This is a genomic window from Dellaglioa sp. CoH-57-MRSF-19 (assembly GCF_056781975.1).
The window spans coordinates 328-885 of the sequence record NZ_JBXAXW010000036.1 but is presented as its reverse complement, the minus strand read 5'-3'; the positions used below and the strand labels follow the sequence as shown (position 1 = coordinate 885).

The 558-nt window shown below is 54.7% G+C and carries 1 protein-coding gene; it reads right to left on the bottom strand.

The window, feature by feature from the left end; all coding sequences use genetic code 11:
• Positions 1-477: hypothetical protein (locus AC1RO3_RS08015; RefSeq protein WP_481763932.1), on the bottom strand; the 477-nt coding region annotated here is incomplete at its 3' end.
• Positions 478-558: the final 81 nt, after the last annotated feature.

Here is a 558-nt window from a genome sequence, read left to right as displayed (position 1 = left end):
GCCTAGGCCAGCCATTCCTGCTGGTGGCGGTATTAGCGTGCTTCGATTGTTGACCGTGAGCTGCTGAGATGTGGTTGATCCACCAACGTTAAGGCCCAGAGCGCGCATCAGGTTCTGTGTGTACGTCCCCCGTGCATACTCTTCGTCAGTAGGTATCGGAAGGTCGCGCTTGGGGCCAACAGGAACTGGCATCGATACACCTGCCGCTGCTCCCGGAGGACCGCCATTTTTGTACGGATCACCCGTTTTGGTGTAGTCGAAGTCAGGGTTATTGCCACCAGCCGGACTCATGTCCTTACCGACGCGGTTATCAGGCTTCTTAATGCCCAACTTATCCATAGCCCAATCTATGGTGTCCGACGCGGCTTTGGACACGACGCTCCATGCCTCCGTGAACACCTTGACTACGTTATCCCATGTCAGGTATTTGTCCATAAGTGCACCCATCTCTTTGTAGAGTTCTGGGTCAAGAACCATGGACGCCAATAGTGGGCCTAGGCGCTTAAGCCACGAAAGCCATGAGGGGTCCTCATTTCTTTGTTTGCGCGCCTTCTTGCC